This window comes from Streptomyces albidicamelliae (assembly GCF_025642175.1).
Classification (GTDB): Bacteria; Actinomycetota; Actinomycetes; order Streptomycetales; family Streptomycetaceae; genus Streptomyces; species Streptomyces albidocamelliae.
In genome coordinates, this window is sequence record NZ_CP106795.1 from 55,744 (window position 1) to 77,651 (window position 21,908).

General features: G+C 68.3%; 24 protein-coding genes and 4 pseudogenes. 10 read left to right on the forward strand and 18 right to left on the reverse strand.

Features of this window, described 5'->3' with window-relative positions:
• Positions 1 to 2 precede the first annotated feature (2 nt).
• Positions 3 to 299 carry a barstar family protein gene (locus N8I86_RS00275; protein WP_263276674.1) on the forward strand — a complete coding sequence of 99 codons (297 nt, stop codon included), beginning with the start codon at positions 3 to 5 and terminating at the stop codon, positions 297 to 299.
• Between the two features lie 237 nt (positions 300 to 536).
• Here N8I86_RS00275 and N8I86_RS00280 read toward each other — a convergent pair whose 3' ends face one another.
• From N8I86_RS00280 to N8I86_RS00315, 8 genes are all read right to left on the reverse strand, one after another.
• Entirely contained in the window at positions 537 to 1,004 is a 468-nt protein-coding gene (locus tag N8I86_RS00280) for a hypothetical protein (protein WP_263276675.1), read from the reverse strand.
• A gap of 48 nt (positions 1,005 to 1,052) precedes the next feature.
• Positions 1,053 to 1,604: a dihydrofolate reductase family protein gene (locus N8I86_RS00285; RefSeq protein ID WP_263276676.1), complete on the reverse strand. Its 552-nt coding sequence runs from the start codon at positions 1,602 to 1,604 to the stop codon at positions 1,053 to 1,055.
• Positions 1,605 to 2,205: 601 nt separating this feature from the next.
• Positions 2,206 to 2,382 carry a hypothetical protein gene (locus N8I86_RS00290; protein ID WP_263276677.1) on the reverse strand — a complete coding sequence of 59 codons (177 nt, stop codon included), beginning with the start codon at positions 2,380 to 2,382 and terminating at the stop codon, positions 2,206 to 2,208.
• Positions 2,383 to 2,628: 246 nt separating this feature from the next.
• A protein-coding gene (locus N8I86_RS00295; protein WP_404830767.1) for an IS5 family transposase occupies positions 2,629 to 3,473 on the reverse strand; the annotation gives its coding sequence in 2 pieces (ribosomal slippage) (positions 2,629 to 3,143 and positions 3,143 to 3,473; 846 coding nt in all).
• On the reverse strand, positions 3,464 to 3,862 hold the full coding sequence (locus tag N8I86_RS00300; RefSeq protein WP_404830768.1) for an HAD family hydrolase: 399 nt from the start codon (positions 3,860 to 3,862) through the stop codon (positions 3,464 to 3,466). The genes N8I86_RS00295 and N8I86_RS00300 overlap by 10 nt, the downstream gene beginning before the upstream one ends.
• A gap of 95 nt (positions 3,863 to 3,957) precedes the next feature.
• Positions 3,958 to 4,275 carry a transposase gene (locus N8I86_RS00305; RefSeq protein WP_263276678.1) on the reverse strand — a complete coding sequence of 106 codons (318 nt, stop codon included), beginning with the start codon at positions 4,273 to 4,275 and terminating at the stop codon, positions 3,958 to 3,960.
• A gap of 266 nt (positions 4,276 to 4,541) precedes the next feature.
• Positions 4,542 to 5,123, reverse strand: a complete 582-nt coding sequence (locus N8I86_RS00310) for a hypothetical protein (RefSeq protein WP_263276679.1) — start codon at positions 5,121 to 5,123, stop codon at positions 4,542 to 4,544.
• Between the two features lie 70 nt (positions 5,124 to 5,193).
• Complete coding sequence (locus N8I86_RS00315; protein ID WP_263276680.1) at positions 5,194 to 5,814, reverse strand: hypothetical protein; 621 nt, start codon at positions 5,812 to 5,814, stop codon at positions 5,194 to 5,196.
• Between the two features lie 232 nt (positions 5,815 to 6,046).
• On the opposite strand from N8I86_RS00315, the gene N8I86_RS00320 reads away from it, so the two are divergent.
• Both N8I86_RS00320 and N8I86_RS00325 read left to right on the forward strand, forming a co-directional pair.
• On the forward strand, positions 6,047 to 7,444 hold the full coding sequence (locus N8I86_RS00320; protein WP_263276681.1) for a M1 family metallopeptidase: 1,398 nt from the start codon (positions 6,047 to 6,049) through the stop codon (positions 7,442 to 7,444).
• Positions 7,445 to 7,694: 250 nt separating this feature from the next.
• The gene (locus tag N8I86_RS00325; protein WP_263280028.1) at positions 7,695 to 8,402 is read left to right on the forward strand and encodes an ISAs1 family transposase; all 708 of its coding nucleotides are present in this window, start codon (positions 7,695 to 7,697) and stop codon (positions 8,400 to 8,402) included.
• A gap of 1,006 nt (positions 8,403 to 9,408) precedes the next feature.
• Here the strand turns inward: N8I86_RS00325 and N8I86_RS00330 are convergent.
• Both N8I86_RS00330 and N8I86_RS00335 read right to left on the reverse strand, forming a co-directional pair.
• A complete protein-coding gene (locus tag N8I86_RS00330; RefSeq protein WP_263276682.1) occupies positions 9,409 to 10,023 on the reverse strand; it encodes a hypothetical protein in 615 nt (204 codons plus the stop codon).
• 51 nt (positions 10,024 to 10,074) lie between these two features.
• Positions 10,075 to 10,746, reverse strand: a complete 672-nt coding sequence (locus N8I86_RS00335) for a TetR/AcrR family transcriptional regulator (RefSeq protein ID WP_263276683.1) — start codon at positions 10,744 to 10,746, stop codon at positions 10,075 to 10,077.
• A 62-nt stretch (positions 10,747 to 10,808) separates the two neighbouring features.
• On the opposite strand from N8I86_RS00335, the gene N8I86_RS00340 reads away from it, so the two are divergent.
• A complete protein-coding gene (locus N8I86_RS00340; protein WP_263276684.1) occupies positions 10,809 to 11,786 on the forward strand; it encodes a hypothetical protein in 978 nt (325 codons plus the stop codon).
• A 101-nt stretch (positions 11,787 to 11,887) separates the two neighbouring features.
• Here N8I86_RS00340 and N8I86_RS00345 read toward each other — a convergent pair whose 3' ends face one another.
• The 5 genes and pseudogenes from N8I86_RS00345 to N8I86_RS00365 all read right to left on the reverse strand — a co-directional run bounded on the left by N8I86_RS00345 (position 11,888) and on the right by N8I86_RS00365 (position 14,474).
• A complete protein-coding gene (locus N8I86_RS00345; protein ID WP_263276685.1) occupies positions 11,888 to 12,514 on the reverse strand; it encodes a hypothetical protein in 627 nt (208 codons plus the stop codon).
• 51 nt (positions 12,515 to 12,565) lie between these two features.
• A complete protein-coding gene (locus N8I86_RS00350; protein ID WP_263276686.1) occupies positions 12,566 to 12,781 on the reverse strand; it encodes a hypothetical protein in 216 nt (71 codons plus the stop codon).
• Positions 12,782 to 13,020: 239 nt separating this feature from the next.
• Positions 13,021 to 13,467, reverse strand: coding sequence for a hypothetical protein (locus N8I86_RS00355; protein WP_263276687.1), 447 nt, complete (start codon positions 13,465 to 13,467; stop codon positions 13,021 to 13,023).
• Between the two features lie 26 nt (positions 13,468 to 13,493).
• Positions 13,494 to 13,816, reverse strand: a pseudogene (locus N8I86_RS38950) (restriction endonuclease fold toxin-2 domain-containing protein).
• A gap of 268 nt (positions 13,817 to 14,084) precedes the next feature.
• The gene (locus tag N8I86_RS00365; protein WP_263276688.1) at positions 14,085 to 14,474 is read right to left on the reverse strand and encodes a DUF4406 domain-containing protein; all 390 of its coding nucleotides are present in this window, start codon (positions 14,472 to 14,474) and stop codon (positions 14,085 to 14,087) included.
• 497 nt (positions 14,475 to 14,971) lie between these two features.
• Between N8I86_RS00365 and N8I86_RS00370 the strand changes: the two genes are divergently transcribed.
• A complete protein-coding gene (locus N8I86_RS00370) occupies positions 14,972 to 15,208 on the forward strand; it encodes a hypothetical protein (RefSeq protein ID WP_263276689.1) in 237 nt (78 codons plus the stop codon).
• A gap of 157 nt (positions 15,209 to 15,365) precedes the next feature.
• Positions 15,366 to 15,527, forward strand: a pseudogene (locus N8I86_RS00375) (IS110 family transposase); the annotation flags it as partial.
• Between the two features lie 25 nt (positions 15,528 to 15,552).
• Here the strand turns inward: N8I86_RS00375 and N8I86_RS00380 are convergent.
• Positions 15,553 to 16,004: pseudogene (locus tag N8I86_RS00380) on the reverse strand (hypothetical protein).
• A gap of 131 nt (positions 16,005 to 16,135) precedes the next feature.
• Here N8I86_RS00380 and N8I86_RS00385 point away from each other — a divergent pair.
• Complete coding sequence (locus N8I86_RS00385) at positions 16,136 to 16,348, forward strand: hypothetical protein (RefSeq protein ID WP_263276690.1); 213 nt, start codon at positions 16,136 to 16,138, stop codon at positions 16,346 to 16,348.
• Between the two features lie 1,143 nt (positions 16,349 to 17,491).
• On the opposite strand, the gene N8I86_RS00390 is transcribed toward N8I86_RS00385, so the two are convergent.
• Entirely contained in the window at positions 17,492 to 18,070 is a 579-nt protein-coding gene (locus tag N8I86_RS00390) for a fasciclin domain-containing protein (RefSeq protein ID WP_263276691.1), read from the reverse strand.
• A 574-nt stretch (positions 18,071 to 18,644) separates the two neighbouring features.
• On the opposite strand from N8I86_RS00390, the pseudogene N8I86_RS00395 reads away from it, so the two are divergent.
• Positions 18,645 to 19,289: pseudogene (locus N8I86_RS00395) on the forward strand (transposase family protein); the annotation flags it as partial.
• Positions 19,290 to 19,291: 2 nt separating this feature from the next.
• On the opposite strand, the gene N8I86_RS00400 reads toward N8I86_RS00395, so the two are convergent.
• Entirely contained in the window at positions 19,292 to 19,459 is a 168-nt protein-coding gene (locus N8I86_RS00400) for a hypothetical protein (RefSeq protein ID WP_263280224.1), read from the reverse strand.
• 281 nt (positions 19,460 to 19,740) lie between these two features.
• On the opposite strand from N8I86_RS00400, the gene N8I86_RS00410 reads away from it, so the two are divergent.
• A complete protein-coding gene (locus N8I86_RS00410) occupies positions 19,741 to 20,349 on the forward strand; it encodes an RNA polymerase sigma factor (RefSeq protein WP_123439443.1) in 609 nt (202 codons plus the stop codon).
• Positions 20,342 to 21,412 carry a CU044_5270 family protein gene (locus N8I86_RS00415; RefSeq protein ID WP_263276692.1) on the forward strand — a complete coding sequence of 357 codons (1,071 nt, stop codon included), beginning with the start codon at positions 20,342 to 20,344 and terminating at the stop codon, positions 21,410 to 21,412. The genes N8I86_RS00410 and N8I86_RS00415 overlap by 8 nt, the downstream gene beginning before the upstream one ends.
• The last annotated feature ends 496 nt before the right edge of the window (positions 21,413 to 21,908 follow it).

Below are 21,908 nucleotides of genomic sequence, written 5' to 3' on the forward strand. Positions count from 1 at the left end.
CGATGGCGGACAGCGAGCTGATCGTCGACCTTCGCGGTCAGATGATCGAGACCCTTGACGACTTCTGGGACGCCGTGAGCGAGCCATGCGGGCTTCCGGCATGGTTCGGCCGGAACCTGGATGCATGGTCGGACACGATCGGCACGCGCGGTATTTCTGAAGTGATCGACAGCCACGACGTCCTGACCGTGCACGTCGATCGGCAGGGTCTGTTCAGCGGGCACCGTCAGGAGGCCATCGTCCTGGCCGACATCTTCGACGGCGAGCGGAACCAGCTCGTCGTCCACGAGCCAGCCTGACGAAGCCCTCGGACGGCTTCCTCACCGCCCGGCCCGGACGAGGATGCTCCACCCGGCGGCCGAGGCCGCCTCACAGGCGCAGCCCGCCGGTGCCCGGCTCGGGACTGGATGCCGTTGGCTGTGCCCCGCTCCGCCGCCACCGGCGGGGCGGAGCCGCCTTCTCCCGAAGTCCGGATCGGCAACCCGTACGCCCGTCCCGGCGGACGGGAGAACGCGCCATGGGGCGCGGTTGAGCGACTACACCTGCTCCTGAAAGACCCTGATCTCGGTCGGCGTGAGCGTTCTGACCGCTGTCCACGCTGACAGTGCGGTCAGCTCTTGGGCCCATTCTTCGAGATCATCACCAGCATCGTGGAAGAACCACGAGTTGAAGCTTCCCAGGGCTTCCAGGGCAGGTCCGGTTCCGTAGCGGACCTCGCAGTGGACCTGCACGTAATGGTCGTGATCACCATCGGCGTCGCATACCTGGAACTGCCGTGTCAGGTCGACCGTGAACGTCGGAGAACCGTCGAATGAGTAGGTTCCGTACTGGAAAAGAAGGCCGTCACCGTCAGATGCTTCCGAGACGTCGAACAGCCGTCGGCCGAAGCGGAGGAAAGCCTGCCAGACGTCTTCCGTGCCAAGGTCGGCGAGCGCGCGCTGCCCCGCCCTCAGCTCGCCTTCAAGGAGCCCCACGGCTTGATCAACCGACGGCCTCCGCGTCATCCCGCCCTCCCTCATCGCAGCGGCTCACCGGTGATCGCGCACTGCCTTTCAGCGGGTCCGAAGGGTGTAATGCGCTTCGATGACGCCGTTGGCGAATGTGCGGCTGGACGCCAGCGTCATGGGGATCTGGTCGCCGTCAGCGAGGGTGCGGCCGCTGCCGACGACGATGGGGTTGATCTGCAGGTAGAGCTCGTCCAGCAGCCCATTGCGCATGAGCCATTGGACCAGAGTGATGCTTCCGCCGACGTTGATGGTGCCGCCGGGCTGTTCCTTCAGCGCTCGGATCTGGCCGTCGACGTCGTCGCCGGTAACCAGCCGGCTGTTCTTCCACTCCTCGACGCTGGTCAGTGACGAGGAAACGACGTACTTGGGAGAGGAGTTCATCCATTCGGCGGTGGGCACCTGCTCGTTGGTGGCGTACGGGAAGAACGCGCTCCACTGCTCGTAGGTACCGCGGCCCAGCAAAGCGGTGTCGGCGTCCTCGAACAGCCGCAGCACGGCCGCGCCCGTCTCGGCAGTGCTGAAGGGCATGCTCCAGGTCTCCGGAGCCTCCACTACGCCGTCCAGAGACGAGAACAGCCCGGCGACGATCTTCCGCATGAGTTACTCCCGCGAGTTCAGGTGTCATCAGTAGCACCCGTCCAACGCAGCGCACGGCATGCACTCAGGGATGGCGGACGGGAAACAGCCAGGAGCCTCGCCGATCCAGGAAAGATTCGTCCAGCCCGTGCGGGTTTCGCAAAGCGACTTGACCAGGTCCGCCACGGCGTCGAACAGCATCGCGGCCTGGGGCGGGCGGGGCCCGGCATGCGGTCGGCGATGACGCCCCGAAACAGCTGCCGGATCGGCGGACCAGCAGGGTTTGTGGTGTGCCGGTTCTGCTCGGGTTCGGCGTTCGTATCCATGGCCAGCGCAGCCTACTGGCGCGTCTCGGGCCGACGTCCAGCTTCCTCGCGGAACACCAGGGAGGGGATCCCTCCCCCGCCGCTCATCTCCCGCCCCCTGCGACTGCAGCGCGGCGAGGAGCCCCGGCCCCGCGGCGAGACGCGGCCGCAGCGGGGCAGGGCTGCGGCGGGGCGCTCGGGCTGCGGGGCGGGCGCGGGGCGCGGCGCCCGGGCTGGCGTGGTTGCGGGGCGAGGGGTGAGGCCGCGTCCCGGCGGCAGGCAGGGACACGGCCGCAGAGGCGGTGGGGGCGGGGGGCTTATTCGGTGGTGAGGGTGAGGTGAAGGGCGGTGGCGGTGTGGGTGAGGTGGAGCAGGCAGCGGGTGGCGCCGTCGGTGTCGGCGGTGCGCAGGAGGGTGATCAGGGGTGGGCCGTCGCTGCTGGAGTGGGTGAGGTCGAGGGTCTCGTGGTTGTTTGTAAGCACTTCTTTGGGCACCAGCGCACCAGCGTTTCGTGGCTCCACCGATGTACCAAGTTGATCTGGCTCCACCAGTATGACGAGACAGTTCAGGCCCGGGTCAGGATGGCAAGGCCCGGGTCAGGATGGCCATTCGGTCGCCGGCCCTCAGCATCGCGCCGAAAGTCGCCTTGGTCGGGCACGTCAGAGGAGCTGGAGCACCTCGGCCAGCGCGCCGGGGCGCTGGTCAACGGGCAAGGGATCGACTAGGGCCTTTCCTTCGGATCACCTCGCGGACCAGATGAAGATGGCGGCGAGGTGGAGTCCGGCAAGGTAGATGGTCGCGGTTTTGTCGTAACGCGTGGCCAGGCCGCGCCACTGCTTGAGCTTGTTGATGCACCGCTCGACGGTGTTGCGCTGCTTGTAGGCCTCGCGGTCGAAGGCTGGCGGGCGGCCACCTTGGCGGCCGAGCCGCTTGCGGTTGGCGGCCTGGTCCGCGGGTTGCGGGATCACCGCCCGGATCCCGCGCCGCCGCAGATGATAGCGGATCGCCCGGGACGAATACGCCTTGTCGGCCAAGACCGCCTCCGGTGTCAGCCTGCGGCGGCCTGTCCGTCGGGGCACTCGAATTCGGGCCATGACCTGCTCGAATGCTGGTGCGTCGCCGGCCTGGCCGGGCGTGATGACGAAGGGGAGCGGTCGGCAGCGGCCGTCGGCAGCGAGGTGGATCTTCGTGGTCAGCCCGCCGCGGGAGCGTCCGAGGGCATGGTCGGCCGGCTCGCCGGCCGGGGCCCCTTTTGACGGGCCCCGGCCGCGTGCTGGTGAGCTCGCACGATCGTGGAGTCGACCGCGACGACCCAGCCCAGGTCGCCTTCGGCGTCCGCCTCGGCGAGCAGGGCGGTGAAGACTTTCTCCCAGGTGCCGTCGGCGGCCCACTTCCGCAGGCGGTTGTGGGCGCCTTTCCAGGAACCGAAGTGTTCGGGCAGGTCCATCCACGGTGTCCCAGTGCGGTACTTGAACGCGATCGCGTCGATCACCTGCCGGTGATCCCGCCACCGGCCACCCCGCTTCGGCGTCCGATCCGGCAACAACGGCTCAATGGGGGCCCACTGGGCGTCAGTCAACGACACACATCAACCAACGATCCGATGATCTGAAGGAAACGGCCTAGGTGGACCCGGCACCCCAGCATGGCAGCGCCGGCGTCCGCAAGAGGCTCGTCTCCCACCATGAGCGCATCGCCGGGCGCCACTCCGAGCTTGTCGCACGCCATCTGGAAGATCCGGGGATCGGGCTTCTTCACCCCGCACTCGAAGGAGAGGAAGAAGGCGTCCACGAGGTCATCGACACCGTGGTCGCGGAAGACACGGCGCATGTCCCAGCCGATGTTGCTGCCAACAGCAACTGGGATGCGCAAGCCGCGCGCAGTGCCATCTCGGCGCTGCGCGGCACCGCCCCGACCACGGCTGCTGGCCACCCCGACCACAGACCTGACCATGCAGGTCAGCGCACTGCGCATCGGTCGCAGCGCTCCGGCGATCCAGCTTCTGCGATGAGGACGTCGACGCCATGGGCGCGTCTCGACCCCGTCGGCCGCGGCCGTCGGCGGCGAGGTCAGCCCGCCGCGGGGCCGTCCGAGGGCATGGTCGGTCGGCTCGCTGGCCGGGGCCCCTTCTGACGGGCCCCGGCAGCGGGCTGATGAGCCCGCACGATCGTCGAATGGACCGCGACGACCCACTCCAGGTCGCCGTCGGCGTCAGCCTCGGTGTGCAGGGCGGTGAAAATCTTCTCCCAGGTGCCGTCGGCCGCCCACATCCGCAGCCGGGCGCCCTTCCACGAACCGAAGTGTTCGGACAGGTCCATCCAAGGCGTCCGGGGGCGGTACTTGAACGCGATCGCCTCGATCACCTGCCGGTGATCACGCCACCGCACACCCCGTTTGGCGTCCGATCCGGCAACAGCGGCTCAATGCGGGCCCACTGGGTGTAGTCAACGACACACATCAACCAACGATCCGATGATCTGAAGGAAACGGCTAGATCAGGTGGTTCTCGCTCTGCTTCAACTCGTGATTCACCGCCCCCTGCGCGCAACGGCTCATCTTCGACGGCCGTTGCGGACGGTGGCACGCTTGGCTGAACGGCACGGCCCGGTCGTCATCCATGTCATGGGCGAGGGTGAAGGTGCGTAGGGCCTTGTCACTTCATTCCGAAGTGACGTGCGAGCGCATCGCGGCTGCCGGAGCTACCGATGGCAACGACGAGCGGCTCTTGGCCGGTGCTCGATACGACGGAGATTGACCCGACTGTACTTGGTTTTGCGGTATGCGTCTCATCGGAGCGCACCGAGTACTCAACTACTTCACTATGCGCGCCACAGTGAAGTTTTACGTAGCCGCCCGTCGTTGCGGAGGGGGCTGTCGCGATCAGATAGGGGCCACCCGGCAGATTACCGTGCCCGGTCTCCTTAGCGGCGGGCCAATTTTCCGTAATGTTGATCTGCACAGGATTCGGGCTGCCAGGGCGAAGCGCGAGAAGTCCGCACTTTTTCCCGGTGGTATAGGCAAGGAGATAGTCCGGGCCGCTGCGAACCTGCGCAATAAGGCGACCGCTCACCTGAGAGAGTACAGGCGTGGCGATGTTGGCTATCTGACCTGCCATGTTGATCTTGGGCAGAGCTTTGAGCGGTGCGGCCTGCGATGCCTCACTCCGGGCGGGATGCGTCGCCCCGTCCGGAGATGGTGAGCAGGCGAGAGCAGTCAGGGAGACAACGACCGTCACGACAAGATGTTGGGTTGCACGGCTCGCCACTCGTACGCCTCCCCTTTTCTCTCAACTGCGTCAAGGCCTGCTAGCTGAGCCACTGGTTGAAGCACACGCCGACGGGCTTGGTGACCTTACCAGTACCGATCTTCTTGCCGTCAGCTCGGCTGCTCTCGTTGAATCCGTACACGTCGTACAGCGGGTACGCTTCGATCACTCCGAACTTCTTCTTCGGGACGGGGTAGGCGCTCTGGTCCGTGACCTCGTACGTCTTGGTCACATCGAAGCCCATCCCCGCGCTGACCGCGCCGGTAGTGATTGCGGCGGTCGCGCTCCACTTCGTAGCGACGGACTTCTTCACTGACAGGGTCAGAGTGGTTGCCCCGTGGCCAGAGGTGCTCCCGATTTTGCTGGTGCCGCACTGCTCGCCGAGATACCTGCGTCCAGTTGCCTTGACCCAGGAGCCGGCTCCACCGGAGACGATTCCGTCGGGGTCGTCGGCACCGACGCTGCCGGTTCCCTCGTCCACGGCAACGCTCCGCTTCACAATGGTGTTGTCCGTCGGTGTGAACAAGCCGCTGTCAGTGTCTTCGGCTGCAACGCCAACACCAGCGCTGTCATCTATGGGCTCGGCGTGAGCGGCGCCAGCCCCCAGGAAGCCCAGGCTCAAAATGACAGCAACGAGCGAGGTTGCGGTTCCCCGATACATGTGAATTCCCCCACGATAATTCCGCCCCATTCCCCAAAGGCGGCGACATGGAGAACGTTACCCTTGACGTGATCTTGTGGGCCACGATCAGCTATTCTCTGAGCAAGATTTGAGCTGCGGGGATAATGGTTGAAGCGGAGCCGACCTCCCCTCTTCGCGCGGGCCTGTGTCGGCCGTGGGGAACCCTGTGACAAGATCCGCTGGCATGTCGTCTGCCATGCCTTCGTCGCCCATGGGCCCCTCAAGAACCGGTCGCCGTCTGCTGGTCGCCCTGCTCGCGCTGCTCGCGACAGCAGGCTCCACCGTGGCCGAGGCCGGCACGCCGTCCGGCCCGGCGCCCGGCGCCGCGGTGAGAGCGGCCGAACCCGCGACGCCCGACCGCCCCAGCTACGACGTGAAGCTGCGCGCCGACGCCGACGGCTCCCACTGGGCGGGCCGACAGACGGTGTCCTTCCGCAACGCCTCCAGCCGGCCCCTGCGTGAGGTGTACATACGCCTGTGGGGCAATGGCGAGGACGGCTGCGGGACATCCGGAAGGCCGTCCCCCGTCCGCGTCTTCCACGTGCGCGGCGGCACTCCGGGCCGCCCCGGCGCGAAGTGCACGGCGCTGCGCATCGCTCTGCCGAGGCCGCTCGCACACGGTGAGCGGACGGCCGTCTCCTTCCACGTGGCCCTCACCGTGCCCGCACGCAACAACCGCTTCGGCCGCGAAGGCGCGTTCCGCTTCCTGGGCAACGCGCTGCCGGTCCTCGCCGTGCACGACGCGAGGGGGTGGCACCTCGATCCGTATGTGTCGTACGGCGAGAGCTTCTACACCCTGGCGAGCGACTTCCGGGTGCGTCTCGACCACCCGTCCGCCCTCAAGGTCCCGGCGACCGGCAGCACATGGACCCGCCCCGGCGGTACCGGGCGTACGGTCACCCACAGCGTTGCCAAGCGGATGCGGGACTTCGCATGGGCAGCGGGCCCGTTCCGCACCGCGACCCAGACCTCGCCCGACGGCGTGCGCGTGAAGTCGTACTGGTCGCCGAACACGCCCGCCGCCGGTGTCCGCCTCAACCGCAAGGACGGCGTCGCCGCCATCGACCGGTTCGGCAGGGAGTTCGGCCGCTATCCGTACGGCGAGATAGACCTCGTGATGACCCCCGGGTTCGCCGGCGGCATGGAGTACCCCGGCCTGGTCATCCTCGGCACCGAGGAGGAGGGCGGCGCCACCGTCCATGAGATCGCCCACCAATGGTGGTACGGCGTCGTGGGCAATGACGAGTACAACTCACCCTGGCTGGACGAGAGTTTCGCTCAGTACGCCAACGCGCGCTACTACCGCTGGGACGGGTTCGAATGCTCGCCGGACGACTCCTGGCCGAGCGCCACCGCCGCGCTCACCAACTCGATGGCCTACTGGTCTACACACCGTGGCGAGTACTTCCAGGTCGTGTACGGGATCGGCCCTTGCGTCCTGGCCGACCTGGAGCACGTCCTCGGGGCCGGCACCATGGCGCGCCTGATCAAGAAGTACGCGCACGACCACTGGTACGGCGTCTCCACCACCGCCGGCTTCAAGAAGGCCGCACAGTCGATGACGCACAGGGACCTCGGCCCCTTCTGGCGGAAGCACCGCATCCACTGACGTCGCACTCCGCTCGCGGGTGACGGGCGTTTCCCGTCGGCGCCACGATGACGGTGACCGACGGGGTACGCGGGCAGGGCGGCGTCGTTCCGGCGGTGCATCCGGGCCAACTCGCCGACACCGCGCCGACCGTCCCCGATGACCTCCCCGGCATGCTGACCTGCCTGGCTCAGGTGCCCGATCCCCGCCGGGACCAGGGCCCCGACGCCACTCGCTCGCCTTCGTCCTCTCCCTGGCCGCGTGCGCGGTCCTGGCCGGAGCAAAGTCCCTGGCCGCGATCGCGGAGTGGGCCGCCGACGCCCCGCCCAACGTCCTGGCCCGGCTCTGTGGCCCATATCGGGAGCCGGACCGCGGCCCCGTCGCCCCGGCCACCGTGCGTCGTGTCCTCCAACGCATCGACGGCGACGCGCTGGATACAGCCGTCGGAAGTTGGCTCGCCGGGCGCGAACGCGCCGCCGGCCAGGAGGAGAACGACAGCGACCGGCGGCCCCTGCCCTCCCTCGCCGCGGACGGCAAGACCGTGCGCGGTGCCCGCCGCACCGACGGCACCCAGGTCCATCTGCTCGCCGCGATGACGGGGACCGGTCTGGTCACCGCCCAGCGCGAGGTAGACGCCACGACCAACGAGATCACCGTCTGCCAGCCCCTGCTTGCCCCGCTCAACCTGCACGGCACGGTGGTCACCTTCGACGCCCTCCACTCGCAGACCGCCCACGCGCGCTTCATCGTCGAGGACAAGCACGCCCACTACCTCGCGCTGATCAAGGGCAATCAGCCCACCCTGCACCAGTGGCTGAAGGCCCTGCCATGGCGGGATGTGCCACTCCTGAACAAGACGCGGGCCACCGCGCACGGCCGCGACGAGATCCGCCGGATCAAGGCCGCCACCATCGCCGGGATCGCGTTCCGAGTTCGGCCACCAGCATCCAATGGCGGGCTCTGCCCCAGCAGTGAATAGCGCAGCACTGGAGTACTGCTGCTTCACCAGTAGACGCGGGTCACCACGGAGGCCGTGATCGGCGCGGTCGCCGGGTCGCTTGCCGCGCCCCGCACGCAGCTGCTGGGCCGCAAGGACACGGCTGGCCGCCTGCAGTACATCGGCCGTAGGACCACTGGGGGGCAGCTGCTCGCGCCCGGCTCCACCGTGAGCGAGATCGTCCCGGGGGTGACCATGGACAGCGTGGACGTCGGGCGGTGGCTTGAGCGGCAGCGCCAGGATGTGGTGTGGCAGGGCCTGGCCGAGAGGCAGCGCGAGCGCCTGGCGGCGCTCGGCATGGAGTCACTGCCTGCACGGCCCAAGGCGCCCGCGAAGGCAGTAGTAGTGGCGAGGTCCTGCTCAGCTCAAGCGGGTTCGGACGAGTACCGCGTACTGCTGGTCGTTGAAGACAAGCCGGTACCGAGCGCCCGGATGAAGACCGTTCGCGTACGCCGTGAGATCTTTGGGCGGATCGGCCGCCTGGGCCAGGGAACACCGGATCGCTGTCCCACCACGATCACTTCCACGAGATCGCCATTGGGCAGGCTGCCTGGGGCCCGGGTGCAACGAGCAGCTCGCAAAGGCCGGCGCACTCGGTGGGCGGTCGAGGCGGTACTGCTCGGAACGCTGCCGGGGCCGCTACCGCCGCTTCTGCGACCGCCTGGAGCGCGGCCTGGTCCGCCAGGAGGCGCGGCTGGACGCCACGGGCGAGGACCGGCACCGGCTGCGGTCCGCGGCGTACACGGTGGCGCGCGAGGCGAGGCGCCTGGCGGCTGTCCTCGACGAGGAGGCGGCCAAACCGAGGTGGGCGCAGCCGGCCTGGGACCAGCCTCGTCCGGACCGGGGGCGTCCCGCCGCCTCCTACACCCGCGCCGCCCTGGAGCTGCTGAACGCCGCGCACGAGGCGATGGCGGCCGCGGTGGCCGCCGGCCGGGCGGCCGGCAGCGGTTGGGCAGCGGTTGGGCAGCGATCGCAGCCGCCCTGGAGGTCAGCGAGGACACCGCAGCACGCCACTACCGCCCCGGTGCGAAAGCAGATGGACCCACCGCGCGTGGGGCGCGCGAGTGCGCGGCACGCGCGGCCCGCAACACGCGCGGCATGCGTTGGGCTGTACCGAGGAGCCGTCGGCGGCGCCTGGCAGCCCGCGCCGGCAGACTCCGGCGCGGGCTCTGCGCAGGACGGCGGAGGCTTCTTCGATCTCGGCTCGCTCGGCTGCGGGCAGGAGCGCCAGGCTGCGCCGCATGCGGTCGGTGACCTGTTCGAAGGCGGTGATCTGAGCGGTCAGTGCGGTGATGACGAATTCGGCGGCGTCCATGGCCTGGGCGGTTTTGCGGTCGGCGCGCGGTTCGTTGGTGTGCTGCTCGATGGCGGACAGGTAGGAGGGGTCGGGGCGGTAGAAGCCGCAGCCGGCGCACTGGAAGCGGATCGGGCAGGAGCTGCCGCCGGCTTTGACGTTGCTCGGCTCGGTGCAGCCTCCGTAGGGGACGGCCACCGATCGCAGTTCGTAGAGGACAGGCGTCGCGGGGCGGGGCAGGCCCTGGTGGTCGACGACGTGGGCGCTGAGTTTGGAGACGGCTTCGCGTTTCCGTTGCAGGGAGACCAATGGTGACGTCTGGTATTGGAACTGTCTGAATGCCTCGGCTGGGCTGCGGGGTTACTGTGGGAGCCGTAGCTCTTGCGACGTCTGGTTGGCGTCGGCGTGGAGTCCGGAGCAGAGCAGGTTGAATGCCTGGAATGCCGCGGTGGCGACCCTGTCGCGGGCGTCTGTGGGTGATTCGCCGGACAGGATGCGTCGTTGTAGTTCGCGCAGGGCTGCCCGGTGTGTGCCGGCGATGGCGCCTGCGAGGAGTGCGGGCATCGGGTGGTCGGCCGGATCCGGTCCGTTGGCGGTGTTCGGCGGATGTTCGGCCAGGGCGGTCGTCAGCGCGGTCTCGGCGCGTTCGCTGATCTCGCGTTCGCGTGCGCGCAGTGCCGCGCTGTCGTGGATGACCTGCCAGAACCGGGGCGCGTCAGGGTGCAGCCCGATCGTGGGGTCGTCGTGCCGCAGGGCGGCCAGCAGGTCGTTGCAGATGGTCTCCACTGGGCAGGTGCCGGGTGCACGGTTGCGTACCAGTGCGCCGAGATGGCCCTCCACCTCTGCCTGGCGGTCGAAGAAGAGATCTTCCTTGGTGGGGAAGTAGTTGAACACGGTGTTGGTGGAGACGCCTGCTTGCCGTGCCACCTCGGCGACCGTGACCTGGTCGAAGCCGTGCTTCAGGAAGAGGGGCAGCGCCGCGCCAGCGATCGCCGTGCGGGTCTGCTGCTTTTTGATCTCTCGAAGGCCCATGCCCAAATGATAGTGTCACCACAAATTTGCAGTGACACCAAGATTTTCGGGGTGGGACAGGCATGACCCTGCACTTTGGCATCTATCCCGGTGGGATCCTGGGTGACGACCAGGGCATCGTCCGCCCGGTCCGCCCGGACCTGCCGGACCGCATCACCGAGGCGCTTGACGCGCTCCAAGGCGACACGGCCACCCTGTTGGTGCGCGCGTACCAGTCGTTCGCCGCCACCGTGACGCCGCTGGAACCGCCCACGCCCGCCGACCCCGAGACGTATCTACAGCGGGGCCGCAAGCTGGACCTCGTGTTGCAGTTCCGTGAGCCGTCCGGCGAGTTGGAGGGGTGGCTGGAGTTTGTCCGCGAAGCCGTCCGCACCGGTGAGCCGCACCTGGCATCCGTCCAGATCTGCGAAGAGCCCAACGCCGACCTGCCCGTGGTCGACGGCAGCATCCCCAACGTCCTGAACGCGCTCGTCGAGGGGGTTATCGCGGCCAAGCAGGAGGCCCGGGCTCTGGGCCACAGCCTGGCGGTCGGCTTCAACGCCGTGCCGACCTTCAATCCGGCCGACACCTTCTGGTCCGAGCTCGCCGCCCTGGCCGACGACCGCTTCCGGCAGAGTCTGGACTACGTCGGCCTGGACTTCTTCCCGGACGTGTTCCGTCCCATCGCCGCCGAGCAGTTGGCGGAAGCGGTCACCGCGGTCCTTACCGCGTTCCGGCGCTCCGACCTGAGGAAGGCCGGTATCCCCGACAGCGTCGCGATACGCATCTGCGAGAACGGCTGGCCCACCGGCCCCGGCCGCAGCGAGCAGCAACAAGCCGCGGTCCTGGAAACCGTCGTCCGGACCGTGACCGCCCTCGCCGCCGACCTGCATATCGACGGATACTCGTTCTTCGCCCTGCGAGACGCCGACAGTACCGGAGAGGGGCTCTTCCACCGCTTCGGTCTTCTGCGCGACGACTACACCCCCAAGCCGGCCTTCGAAACGTACCGGCGTCTTATCAACGAGCTGGGCAATCCACCGGTGATACCGACCCGGTGATGCCGCCACTGCGGATGGAAGCCGCAGTACTGCTGCTTCTCGTGCTGCGCTGATCATCGGGGGTCACCTACGTCTCTTCCTAGCTGGTGCGATCGGGGGGCTCATTGGCTGATCTCGGCGGCGTAGTTCGTCCAGTCACCGGTGGAGATCCGCTGCCAGGCGACGGCGACGTCGGTGTGGATGCCGAGGGTGCGGGCGAGGATCGCGGCGGGGATCTCGGTGGCGAGTTGGAAGCCGGTGCTGCGGGCCTGGTTGGGCCGGATCTCGAGCTGGTTCAGGCGCTGGGTCAGCTGTGTGGTGCTGATCGGGCGTCCGGGCCGACCACCGGGGAAGAGCCATGGAGACGGCACCAGGGCGCCGATGGTCGCGTGCCCCTTGCGGTTCGCAGCGAGAGTGCGGGCCAGCTGGGCCACGGGCTCGGGCAGCTGAACGGGTGCATTGCCGAGGTGAAGACGTACCTCCTGAGCGCCGACCTCAACGTCCTCTGTGGGCAACCGGTGGAGTGCCGAGGGCCTTTGGGCATAGAGGAGGAGAAGCAGCCCGGCGAGGCGGTCTTCGGGCTTGAGGGTGTCGTCGTGCAGGAGCCGGCGTGCGGTGTTCCAGCGGTGTTCGTGGTCGGCGGGCTGGGTGGGGCCGTTCCAGCGGACGGCTGGGACATGGACCGTGGTGAGGTTGTTGGTGCGGGCCCGGCGGATGAAGTGGCCGGCCGTCTGGCGATAGGTAGCCAAGTCGTCGGTGAGCCACCGGTCGAGGTCGGCCTGCCGGCAGGTCTCCAGGGTTCAGTCGTGGGTTGTGAGCCAGTTCAGGAAGGCGACGGCCGCGTGGGTGCGTTGACGTGCGGACATGAACTGCTGGGGGATGATGAGGCGGCCGTTGTTGCGTCGGCGAAGCCGCCGGACCAGGTGCCAGATCGTGTGCCGGTGCAGCACTTTGCGTTGTTCGGGGACCTGCTGGGATGCGAGGAGGCCGGTGAGGAAGCGTTCGAGGCGGACCATGTACTCGTCGCGCTCGGGCAGGGCCCTTGGTCCTCGATGAATCCGTTCAGCGGTTCCGGCAGGGTCACGCTCGTAACCAGAACCCACAGCATGGACGCGCTGTGCCTGTTCCAGCCATGCGTGCGAAGTCGACGGCCGGGTCGAGGGTGCTGGGGTTAGCGATGACTAGGCCGGCCGGGTGTGGTGAACGCCCAGCCGCGCAGGGCCGGTTCGTCGTGCAGGTGACCGTCGAGGCGCTATCAGTCGAGGCCGCCGGTCTCCTCGACGTGCTGCACGAGTGCCGTCACAATCCGTGGGCGGGTGGCGTCGGGGAAGAGGGTGGGTTCCAGACCTTCTTCGATTCCCCAGTCTGTGTTGAACATGACGGGTACGTCGACCGGTGCCACGTTGTTGCGAAGCCAGAGGGCGACGCGGGCTGCAATGTGGGCGTTGCACTCCCGGATGGCCACGCCTTCGGGTTGGAGGCTGGCAGAGCCTTCCAGGGTCTCGTCGTCGAAAGTGATCCCGAAGATCATCGATGATCCGCGGACCGGGCCGTCTCCCTCGTGATCGATGCGGATGAACGCATCCGGATTCCGCGTACGCAGCCGGGCCTCGAATCCCTCGAAGGTCAGCCCCCAGCTTTGCCCTCGCGGTGGGGTGAAGACGAACATGGTGCGCAGTTCCGCGATCTCTTCCGGTTCCATAGCGGTACTTCCTGGGGATGGGCTGGTCAGGGGACGTAGCGGGCATGGCCTTTGACGCCGTAGGCCGCCATCATGATGCGCCAGTACTGGACGGCATCTTGGTTGTCGGTGACCGTCTCGACACCGCGCATCTCCTTGTTGCGTGGGTCGTTGAGCGCTGCTGCGTACTTGCGGAGTTCTAGGCGGTCACCCTTGTAGAGGAAGTCTCCGTCGCCGGTCGCGTTGTTCTTGCGGAGGTCTTCCAGCGAGCGGTAGCACCGTCGAGGTTGCGGAATCCGTCCACCATGAGCGTGTTGGACGGACTGATTCCTGCTGGGATTGGTACCTCGAACTCCGGGAAGCCCGACACGCGTCTTTGGTAGGCCTGCTCGGCCGGCCTGCCGCCGGAGATGTCCCCCTTGCGCAGCGAATCGAGCCAGGTCTGGAAGTTCTGACCCTGGCTGGGCGTGAGCGGCGGGAACCGCGGGTCGGAAGGCGTCGCCGGAGGGACCGGCTGAATGTGCGGCGTGCCGGGAGGCAGGGGACGGTAAGCGGCCGGTACGAGCGTCGGGACACGGATCAGGGGGTCGAGGAACGGCGGGTCCAACGGGGTGCCTGCGGAGGGTGGGGGTGGGCTGTCAGGCTTCGGGGTCGACTTCGGGGTGCGTGAACCGCACGGGCTTGCCCAGCGACCGGGCGTAGGTGATTTCGGCTCGGGTGCTGTCTCCGATGTAGCCGCCGACTACGAGCACCTCATCAGCGAGCCGGATCTTCGCCCGGTGCAGATCGTCGAGTTGAACCTTCAGCGCCTCGGCCTCGACAGGATCGGACCAAAGTTCGTGCGGCGACTTCATGTCGCAACCCGGCTTGACGACAATCCTTCCGGCTGTGGTCTCCCGCAGATCGGCCTCGCTCATCTCGGCCATGAAACGGGTCGAGCCGCAGATCACGACGATACGCGGGAGGCTCAACTGCTCCTTCGCATCGGCGAGTTTCTTCTCGGGGGTGAGCGGTTGCGGGTATGACACTGGTTCCTCCTGGTGGGTACCTGCGGAGACGATCCCTTGGAACAGATCATCTAGGAGACCCCCGGCAGCTGACCACCTCCGACGGCACCGGTTCGGCAAGCGATGAGCCGCGGCCAGCTGGGTGTACGCCCGGCTGGTGCTGCTGCGCGGAGTTGTGGGCCTGGAGGATCTGTTCCGCGGCGGGATGGGTGCGTGGTGCGGCGGGCGCGGTGGTCATGGAGCGTTCACGGGACTGGGCCGCGATCCGGGCGGCGCGTGCCGTCGGCGCCTCGGACCCGGAAGGTTCGTGGTGCACTGCCCGGTCGAGGGCCGATGCTCGGGGTGATGAGATGTCGCCGGGGAGGGAAAGCGATGGTGGCGAAATGATGTTCCGTGTCCGTCGTACGGTGGTCGCCGGGGCGAGGCGGCTCGCCGTGGGACGCGAGCGCCGCACGGCACCGGACACCGCCGGGTGCGCGGCCCGCGCCCTGGCCCCGAGCGCAGACAGGAGACCGCACGTGAGCGCCATACCCCAGGGCCGCGACTGGACCCGTATGAAGCGCGCCGACTTCGACGGCTGCGCCCCGCTCAACCTGGTCGGCGCGGCCGTGTGCCGGCCGGTGCCCGCCGTGCCCGACGAGTGTGGGACCCAAGCACTGTTCGGGAAGGACCCGGAGCCCCCGCGGCCCCGCCGCTCCCGCGCGCCGGCTCGGGCACCCACCGAGGACTTTGAGAGCACTGACACCTTGTTCTAAAGCTGGCACGTCACGCCCGTAGGGTGCTGGCATGACCGACCCCGTCCCGCTCACCGGCCCCGAGGCCAACCGGATCATCACCGCTCTCCGGCACGGCCAGGACCTGGACGTTGCGGCCGCGAGACTCAGCATCGATCTGCGCGCTGTGTGGGCCGGCTTGAGCGATCCGGCCTCGCGGGCCTACCACGGCAAGAAGATCGCCCAGGGAAAGCACCACACCCAGGCCCTGCTCTGTCTCGCCAAACGAGCCGACGTCTTGTTCGCGATGCTCCGCGACGGAACCCTCTACGAGCCCCAGCCGTCCGCGGCGGTTATCTGACCTGCGGGTCTGCAAGGAGAACGACTCAATCGGCCTCGACATCGAAGCCGAGCACTGGATGGCCGGAGCCGCCCTCCGGGTCCATCAGCACCGGCTTGCCCAGCCGTCGGCCGATCTCTCGGAGGAAGCCGCAGAAAACATCGAGTCGCTCCTGGCCCTGCAACTCGCGCAGGTCGACGTCGAAGTCGACTTCATCGTCGGCATGAAAACGGAAGATCGCCAACACATCTGCAGTCGGCCAGACCCGCAGGTCCGAGCACTCGGCATCCGTCGGACGGGACAGCACAGCCTCCGCCCGGGGCACTGGAAGCACCCTCTCCCCTTCGGAGTACTGGTACTTCCAGCCCTTCTCCGCAACAAGATCGAGGACCGCCTGCCAATCCTCTACGAGGCATTCGGGACACGCACGTCCGGCAACGACCCCATCAATTCAGGGTCGAAGAAGCACTTCACGTCATCCCACAGCAGGTCGGCCACCCCATCATGTTGCCCGGCCCCCGAGTGCAAGGCGGCCTCGTATCCTTTGACCAAAGACATAGGGCCCCCCGCGCCCAGCAGCAGCGCACACAGCCAGCCGCAGGGACCGAGGAGGCTGACACACTGACCGCATGACCCCTGATGACGCCAAGCGCGCCCACCGGAAGATCACGCTGCTCACGGCCTGCGTCGTTGCAGCCCTGGCCGCACCTACGGGATATGACCACGGCGGGTGGGGCAACGCCGCGGTCGTCATGGTGATAGCCGGAGGCGGAGGAGCGGTCGGCGGCTACCTGGTACGGCACCGCCTTATTGCCGCGCTAACCAAGTCCGCAGGACGCTAACCCGCCCGAACGCGCATGTTCCCGTCCTGCTCTCGCGAGCGGCAGGGCGGATGGGCATCCGACTCCACGGTCATGCCGCCGCTACCGCGAGGAGGACGACGGCTTCGAGGTTCCGGCATCGTTTCATCCACGGCTACCTGCAGCGCGACGACGAGTCGCAGCTCTGGGTGACACTCAAGGGAAGTCGAGAGCGGGTCTGGGCGGTGCCCCGCAGCGCGCCAGGCCCGGCCGCGGCACGAGGCGGGCGCCACGGAAGATGGACACAAGTGAGCCGGGGGTGCTGCTGGTCCGGTCGGTGCTCCTACGGGCGCGGTCCCTGCTGGGGTGGAGCGGCCGGGGGCAGAGGCTGCCGGCCGCTCGGCCTGGATGCATGCTGTGGGGGCGCTCCGGTGCTGTCGCGGGGGGGCGAGGGCTTCGGCCGCCTGTCTGAGGCGTTGCTCCGTGGCGGCCTGAAGCTCGGCGGCCTTGGCCTGCACGGCCCGCAGGGTTGCGGGGCCCTGAAGCACCGTGCGCATGTCCTCGTAAGAGATGAGGTCGGCTTCGGTAGGGTCGGCCGGGCGTTGCGGGGAGAGGAGCTCCATGGCCCGCCGCCTGCGTTCCGGATCCTCGCTACGGAGGTCCGCGAGAAACTGCCGCCTGGTTTCCAGGTCTGCCCAGATGTCCGGCCGCCGTGCCGACTCGTCCTGGGTCACCCAGAAGACTCCCCCGGAGTTCGGCTGGACGAGGACGGGGCCGGAATCCGGCGTGGAGGCGTCGAGGACAGCGCTGCCGTATGAGTGGCGGGCGACGACGAGATGCCCGTGGACGCTGGAGTCGCGGGCTGCGGCGCGCAGCGACTCCACCAGGACCCGGTTGCGCAGGACGTCCCCGTGGACGGCCAGCACTGCGTCGGGGACGAATCCTGTCGGCCGAGCTGCGTGGCCAGGTGGGCGGTTGCCCCTCTGAGTGGTTCGGCGTCGACGATCGTCAGTCTTTTGCCGGTGGCGTGCGCGATCCTCACGGCCGCGGCCACGAGCGTCTCCCGGCCGCCCAGGCCCTGCTCGTAAACCACCAGTCCGCCCCGGCCGTCGACGAGCGCGTTATGACGATTCGTCGTGCTGACCCCACAAGCTTCGATGGTGGCCGAGCCTGTACGGGCGGAGGTCAGGACGGCGGCTGGAGAACCTGGTCGATGACGTAGATGGTGGCGTTCGCGGCCTGGAGGTTACCGCAGACGATGTTCGCCTCGCCGTTGACCTTGAAGTCGGTGCCCGAGCCCGAGGTGGTCAGTTTGCTGCCCTCGACCGTCGTGAAGGAGCCCTTGGAGAGCTGGTCCGGGGTAATCTTCTCGTCGACGACGTGGTAGCTCAGCGTCTTCTTCAGCTGACCCTCGTTGCCCAGCAGCGAGGTGAGCTGGGACACGGTGACCTTCTGGAAGGCCTTGTCGTTCGGGGCGAAGATGGTGATGTCGGGCTTCCCGTCGAGGGTGCTGGTCAGCTTCGCCCTGACCGTGGCCGCGACCAATTGGCTGAGCTGGGGGTAGGCGGCCGCGGCTTCGACGACCTTGTCCTTCGCCGTGTTGGCCTTCTGGGCGATCGACGAACAGCCCGAACCGAACGTCCCCGAGGGGCTCGGGGACGCGCCCTGTGCGTGGCTCTGCGATGCCAGACCACCCAATGCGAGCGGAACGGCGACCACTGCTGCCGCGGCGGCTTTTGCTGTACGGGTGCGGGTGAACCTCATCGCAACCTGCCTCTCGTGGCGGGGCGAACCCCGCAGAGGTGGGGACTGCGGACGACTTCGTCTCCGCTGGGCGGGGAGGAGGCGGCTGCTGCGCCTGGCCTGGGGCCATAGCCCCCCGGCCCTCTGCGAGCGTAGCCAGCAGGTGCTGGTGACCGCATCTCGAGATCCGAAGGTGAGGCGTGCCGCTGATAGTGGCGTCTGCCTGTGGGCTGATCCGGCTGGGACTCCTGCCCGCGTCACTGAGGGTGGGTGCCGCGTCGTGCACGCTGGGCCTTCGCACCGCTGGCATCGGTCAGTCGCTGTCCTCGATCCCAGTGTTGGGGCCCGGCTAAAGTGCACCGGGTTCGCCGTTCGCGTTGGCCTGGTCCTCGGGTGGGAGTCGCGGGAACAGAAGGTCTTCCAGTGATCCATTGACGCCTCCCCGCACTGGCCCCCTGGGTGACCTCGTTGGCGGCTATCAGGTCCCGCTTACCTTGCGGCCGAATGGGTGACGCCGCACATCGGCACCGGGCCCGTGCAGGCCGTGTAAGGCAGCATGAACCCGGCTGTCGTACGTCGGTTCGCTCCGTCCGGCAACGCAGGCCGACAGGCCCTGCTCACCCTCGCCCACCTGTGTAGTGGCCAGCTTTACGCCCTGCTCGCGGCGGGATTCGGGATCGGCACCACCACCGCCTACCGATACATCACCGAGGCCGTCAACCTCCTGGCCGCCCTCGCCCCCACCCTCACCGAAGCCGTACGAGCGGCGTCGAGGAAGGCGTACGTGATCCTGGACGGGACACTCCTGCCCATCGACCGAATCGCCGAGCAATCGCCCATTATTGGCAAACACAAGAAGCACGGCATGAACGTGCAGGTCACGCTGATCCGATGGGGCGTCTGATGTGGGCTTCACCAGCCTTGGCCGGCGCCGTCCACGACGTCAGGGCCGCGCGCAAGCACGGCATCATCGACGCACTCGCCGAGGCCGACATCACCTGCTGGGCAGACAGGGCTATGCAGGCGGCACAGCCCGTCTTCCGAACCGCGGCCGATGGGACAGCCTCTCCAGTGGCCAGCAGGCCGTCAACCGGTCCCAGCAAAGATCCGTGCGTTGGTTGAGCAGGCCATCGCCACCCTCAAGTCCTGGCGCCTCCTCCGCAAACTGCGCCCCTCGACGACCCGGATCACGAACCTTGTCCAAGCCGTCCTGGTCCTCCAGCTCGCTGCCACGTGGTGAGATCAACCCGCAGCATTCACCAGGTCCGTCAATTCGGCCTCGGTCGTCCCAGCCCGCAGACGAACGTCGAAGGTGTGACCCTCATCGCAGAACACCAGGTCAAGGTCCATGGGTGCCAGCCTGCGGAAGACGATCGCCAACCAGATCGCGTCCTCCTCCCAGACGTCCATGTAGAGGAAGTTCCCGTCTTCGTGCAGATCGCCTCTTCCCGTCACGGGCGAGGACAGCCTGACGGGTGGTACAGCCGCCGGGCTGGCCGGACCAGATGTCGAACTTGTCCCGGGCGTAGCCGTCCAGCGAGTGCGGAGCGACCGTCGCTGTGCCTTGCCGCCGTCGCTGAGCGGCACCTCCGGGCCCGGGCCTGCGCGTGAACTCGAACGCCCGCTCCTGCGGAGTGGCATTGACCGGGCGGCACGAGTCGCCCGGAGGTACGACACACAAGGAGCTCCATGTGAGAGCACTCTCTCGACCGGAGGGTCGACGAGATCCCGCTGAGGATGCGGCGCTGCTCCAGGACCGCGACGCCTCCCGGGGGTTCGCCGCGCTGTACGACCGGCACGCCCCCGACCTCCACCGCTACGTCGCGCGCCGCCTGGGCCTCGGGCTGGCGGACGATGTCGTGGCGGAGACCTTCCTCGTCGCGTACCACCGCCGGCAGCGCTTCGACCCGGCCAGGGGCGAGGTGCGCCCGTGGCTCTACGGGATCGCAGGCAACCTGATATCCCAGCACCGGCGCCTGGAGGTGACGCAGTACCGCGCGCTGGCCAGGACCAGCGTCGATCCCGTGGTGGCTGACGGCCACGACAGCACCGACGACCGGGTCGCCGCCACCGCCGTCACCCGCCAGCTCGCCGCCGCGCTCGCCCATCTCTCCAAGGGCGACCGGGACGTGCTCCTGCTGATCGCCTGGGAGTGCTTCTCCTATGAGGAAGTGGCGCAGGCGTTGGAGATCCCCGTCGGCACGGTGCGCTCGCGGCTGCACCGGGCGCGCAAGAAGGTCCAGAAGGCTCTTGGTGGGGTGGACCCCACCGCGGTACGCGAGGAGTTCGCGGATGGATGACATGACCCTGCTGCGGCAGATGCGCACCGAGATTCCCCGTCCCGACTCACTAGGGCTGGCAGCCGGGCGGGAGCGGATGCTGGCAGGGATCGGCCGGCATCCGGATAACGGTCCGGCCCGCTCCCGCGGGGCGGGCAGGGGCGCGGGCGCGAGGAAACGGGATGCCTGCGCCGCCGTGTCAACGGGCGCACTGCGGCCCCGCCTGTTCGGCCGGCCGGTCGTCCGGGCCGCCCTGGCGACCGCTGTGGCGGCCGCCGTCGCCGGTGGTGCGGTGGTGGTGGTCGGCGCCATCCGCGAGGACCGGCCGGCGGCAGCGCCGGGCCCCATCTCTCCCCGTCTGCGGCCGGTCAGCGCCGCCACCGTCCTCGAGGCCGCCGCCGCCACGGAGCGGCGGCACGAGAAGCGGCTCGCCCCGCGTGACGACCAGTTCATCTACACAAAGGAGATCGTCAGGGAGACGGAGTCCACGACGGGCCGGACACGGACCTTCGTCGACGAGAACTGGCGCTCGGTGGACGGCTCCAAACGCGGGTGGACGATGGAGGTGGGCAAGGGCTGGTGGTCACAGCCGCTGAAGCCCAACGAGTCGATCTGGCCGCCGACCCGGTGGCAGGAGTTGACGAAGCTGCCCACCGATCCCGCCGGCCTGGTCCTCGCCGTGCACAAGCAGCTGGTCCACGGCAGGCCGACGTCGGTGTCCGGCATCAAGGCGCAGGACTGGCCGATGATCGAGTTCGGCATCGTCGGCCTCCTTCACCGGACGCCGGTGATGCCGCCGGGGCTGCGCGCGGCCGCGTTCGAGGCACTCGGCATGGTTCCCGGCGTCACCGCGACTCCCGGCGTGACGGACACCGAGGGGCGAGCGGGTGTCGCAATCGCCTACCAGGACCCGTTCCACAACCTGCCGACGAACGATGTCCTCCTCTTCGCAGACGGCACCTACGACTTCCTCGGCTACGCCGACACCCGCATCTCCGACAGCGGCGGGAAGAAGAAGACGTACAAGCGTACCTTCACGCTCGAAAGCTATGCCGTCGTCGACAAGGTCAAGCAGCGTCCCTGACCCACGAGTTGCCGTCGGCCGGGCCGATCCGCTTCGGCCCGGCCGACGACGTGGCCGCAGGCGTCGTCGTGGGCGGAGAGGGCCGGATTCGAACGTGCATGGGTTCCCGAAAGGGGCCGCCCGTGATCGCGAGCTCGCTGGTCCCCGATCAACCACTCCGGGCGCCTCTCCCCGTGCCCGGCACCCGGGGCGCGCCGTTCACATGCACCACCGGCAGCCGGACGACGGACGACCACTCTCATTCCGACCTGCCTCTTCACAAGATCTTGGACGGTACGGACTGGGCGTCGCTCGCCACTCCGTACGAGAGCGGCGAATCCTGCCGACCGCGCTCACATGGCCCCTGGATCCCGGCCCGGCCACCAGGACGACGGCCGCCAGGGACGCGCTCGACGCGGTCACCCGTAAGAACACCATCTTTTTCCGGAGCGCGGGCAGGTCGCCACGGCTGGAGGCGAACTCCTCATAGGGGTCGCAAGGTCTGCATGAGGCACCG